Raw genomic sequence first — 3,418 nt, 5'->3', positions numbered from 1 at the left:
GCCCGTCCCCGCGCCGCGCGACATAACCCCCCGCACTCCTCTCCATACCCCCCCCTCCCCCCCCCCCCCTCCCCCCCCCCCCCCTCCCCCCCCTCCCCCCCCCCCCCCCCCCCCCCCCCCCCACCCCCCCCCCCCCCGGGACCGTCGGGTTCCGGGGGAACCGGTGAGGCGGTTCCCCCGGAGGTGTGTCAGTCGAACTCGCCGTCCTTCACGCCGCCGACGAAGGCGTCCCACTCGCTCCGGGTGAACGCCAGCGCCGGGCCCTTCGGATCCTTGGAGTCGCGGACGAGGTAGAGGTGGTCGGAGCCGGCCTTGTGGACGACGGTCGTCGCGTCACCGGGGACGACCGCCACCTCCACGCAGTTGCCTCCGGTGCTGCGGCCGCTCTTGCGCCATTGGGCGTCGGACAGATCCATCGTGGACCCTCGCACTTTTTCTTCCTTCGGGTACTAGGGGGTGGAGAACCTTCTCGCCATCTGGGCGATGAAGGCCGCCGACGCCTCCTGGTCGAGGGCCATGGCGCAGAGGCTCTCGAACATGGAGACGTACCGGCTGACTTGTTCTGGTTCGTCCGGCAGGAGCCCGCTCGCGGCCTGCTCCAGGTAGAGCAGGTCGGGATCCTCCGGTTCGGGGAAGCTGAGCAGGCAGAACGGTCCGTCCATCGCGGGGTGGGCCCCGGCGGAGAACGGGAGGACCCGGATCTCCACGTTGGGCAGCCCGCCGAGGTGGACGAGATGTTCCAGCTGCTCCGTCATGATGCCGCCGCCGCCGATCCGGCGCCGGATCACCGCTTCGTCGAGTACCGCGACGAGGTGGATGGGGTCGCCTGGTCCGTGCAGCAACCGCTGACGCGAGATGCGCACGGCGACCGTCTCCTCGACCGTTGAGGGGGTCTGGACGACGGAGGTCGCCTCGACCACGGCACGTGCGTACGGTTCGGTCTGCATCAGGCCGGGGACGACGAGCGGCTCGTACGAGCGCACGAGGGACGCCTCCGCCTCCAGTCCGATGTAGGAGTCGAAGCCCGGCTTGAACGCCTGCCGGTGGCGGTGCCACCAGTCGCGTCGCCTGGCCTCGACGGCCAGCTGGATCAGGAAGTCCCGTGCCTCCCCGGTCACTCCGTACACATCGGTGAGGGCCGACACGTCCGAGGGCCGGGGACGGGTCTGACCCGTCTCGTACCGCCAGACGGTGGTGTCGGTGGAGCCGATCCGCTCGGCCACCTCCACCCTGGTCAGCCCACTGTCCTTTCGCAGACGGTTGAGTTCAGCGACCAGGCGGCGATGCCGGGCCGTGGGGCTGCGTCGAGAAACCACGCATCTACCTCCCTCCGTCCTTTGATAGGAAAACTGTGGAATCTCAACATGAGGTATTGCAGTCCTTGATAGAACAGTTCACCGTGAGTGAGTGTGCCATCTCAGAGGGCGACGTGCATGGAATATGCGTGTCGGGGAGCGAGGTCGACGATGAGGACCGGACGGCAGGCCGTCTCACCTCGGATGAGGGTGACCCTCAAGGGGGTGCCGGAGTCGGTGGCGGTGGCGCGCGGCCGGGTCAGGGAACTGCTGGGTGAGGACCATCCCGCCCTCGACGACGTCGTTCTCCTGGTGAGCGAGGTGGTGACCAACTCGGTCGTGCACTCCGGCTCCCGGGCGGGCGGCGAGGTCGCGATGACGGTGACGGTGAGGCCCGCGGCGGTGCTGGTCGAGGTCTGCGACGCGGGATCCGGTGCCTCGGCGCCGCACGTGCGCAACGACCCCGAGGCCGAGGGCGGCCGGGGCATGTTCCTGGTGGACCTGCTCGCGGACCGGTGGGGCGTGCGTCCCGGGACCCCGGGGGGTGCCCGGACGCTCTGGTTCCGGATCGTCTTCTGATCCTCTCTCCCGGCCCTGCATCTCCTCCCGGAGTCCACGCGGCGCCCAAATTTGGGCCTTTTCCAATCAACGCCGTTGTTTGACTCTCGGTGGAGGCACGCGACCAATCCCTACAGTGCGTGCCTGAGGAGGACACAGGTGAGACGCCGACTGATCGTGGTGTTCGCCGCCCTGGCGCTGTTGTGTCTCGGTATGACCGGGGCCGGAGCCTCGGCCGAGCCACAACCGAACAGCCAGTACAAGGTCCAGGGTCCGAGCACGTCCCAGCAGCGCAGTGCGGTCGCCGCCACGGGTGCCGCGATCGACCAGGTCGGCTCCGACTCCGTCGTGGTCACCGCCAGCCAGGAGGAAGTGGCCGAGATCAAGAAACTCGGCTACGCCGTCACCCGGGTCCCCCGGGCGTTATTCCCGACCGGCCCGGAGCAGCGCGCGGACTTCCCGCCGTCCGACTCGGGTTACCACAACTACGCCGAGATGACCGCCGCGGTGAACCGGATCGTCGCCGACCACCCGACGATCGCCCGCAAGATCAGCTACGGCACCTCGTACGAGGGACGCGACCTGATCGCCGTGAAGATCAGTGACAACGTCGCCACGGACGAGAACGAGCCCGAGGTGCTGTTCACCCACCACCAGCACGCCCGCGAGCACCTGACCGTCGAGATGGCGATCTACCTGCTCAACCTGTTCACCGACGGCTACACCACCGACAGCCGCATCGCGAACCTGGTCAACGGCCGCGAGATCTGGATCATGCCGGACCTCAACCCGGACGGCGGCGAGTACGACATCGCCAGCGGCTCCTACCGCTCCTGGCGCAAGAACCGCCAGCCCAACTCCGGCTCGTCGTACGTGGGCACGGACATGAACCGCAACTGGGGCTACAACTGGGGCTGCTGCGCCGGCTCGTCCGGCTCGCCCTCCAGCGACACCTACCGCGGTCCCGCGGCGGAGTCGGCCCCCGAGGTGCGGGCGGTGGCCAACTGGGTGCGCAGCCGGGTCGTCGGCGGCGTGCAGCAGATCAAGTCGCACATCGACTGGCACACCTACGGCGAGCTGATCCTGTGGCCGTACGGCTACACCTTCAACGACACCGCGCCCGGACTGACCCAGGACGACCGTGACGCCCACGCGACCCTGGGCCAGAACATGGCCTCCACCAACGGCTACACCCCCCAGCAGGCCAGCGACCTGTACGTCACCGACGGCACGATCGACGACTGGATGTGGGGCGTCTACAAGATCTTCAGCTACACCTTCGAGATGTACCCGGTCAGCGCCTCGCCGGGCTTCTACCCTCCCGACGAGCAGATCGGCCCGCAGACCACCCGCAACCGCGAGGCCGTGCTGCGCTTCATCGAGTACTCCGACTGCGTCTACCGGATCATCGGCAAGGAGTCGCAGTACTGCGGCGGCTCCAACCCCGGGGTGACCGTCTACTCCGACGAGTTCGAGACGGCGACCGGCTGGACGGCCAACCCGTCCGGCACCGACACCGCCACGGCCGGCGCGTGGGAGCGCGGTGACCCCGAGGCCACCACCTC

At 68.8% G+C, this 3,418-nt stretch carries 4 protein-coding genes; 2 read left to right on the top strand and 2 right to left on the bottom strand.

From position 1 onward, the window contains the following. Window positions 1-188 precede the first annotated feature (188 nt). Window positions 189-416 carry a DUF397 domain-containing protein gene (locus ACZ6RT_RS37480; protein WP_344900660.1) on the bottom strand — a complete coding sequence of 76 codons (228 nt, stop codon included), beginning with the start codon at window positions 414-416 and terminating at the stop codon, window positions 189-191. Window positions 417-449: 33 nt separating this feature from the next. Continuing rightward, window positions 450-1,316, bottom strand: coding sequence for a helix-turn-helix domain-containing protein (locus ACZ6RT_RS37475; RefSeq protein WP_399193058.1), 867 nt, complete (start codon window positions 1,314-1,316; stop codon window positions 450-452). 150 nt (window positions 1,317-1,466) lie between these two features. Here ACZ6RT_RS37475 and ACZ6RT_RS37470 point away from each other — a divergent pair, with 150 nt between their 5' ends. Continuing rightward, window positions 1,467-1,874: an ATP-binding protein gene (locus ACZ6RT_RS37470; protein ID WP_399193056.1), complete on the top strand. Its 408-nt coding sequence runs from the start codon at window positions 1,467-1,469 to the stop codon at window positions 1,872-1,874. A gap of 138 nt (window positions 1,875-2,012) precedes the next feature. Beyond that, window positions 2,013-3,418 (top strand): M14 family metallopeptidase (locus tag ACZ6RT_RS37465; protein ID WP_470158871.1); only part of this gene is annotated, 1,406 nt, incomplete at its 3' end.

The sequence above is a fragment of the Streptosporangium sp. NPDC050148 genome, from assembly GCF_055586505.1.
The sequence above is the reverse complement of the archived record's forward strand: the minus strand, read 5'-3'. Positions and strand labels throughout refer to the sequence as shown.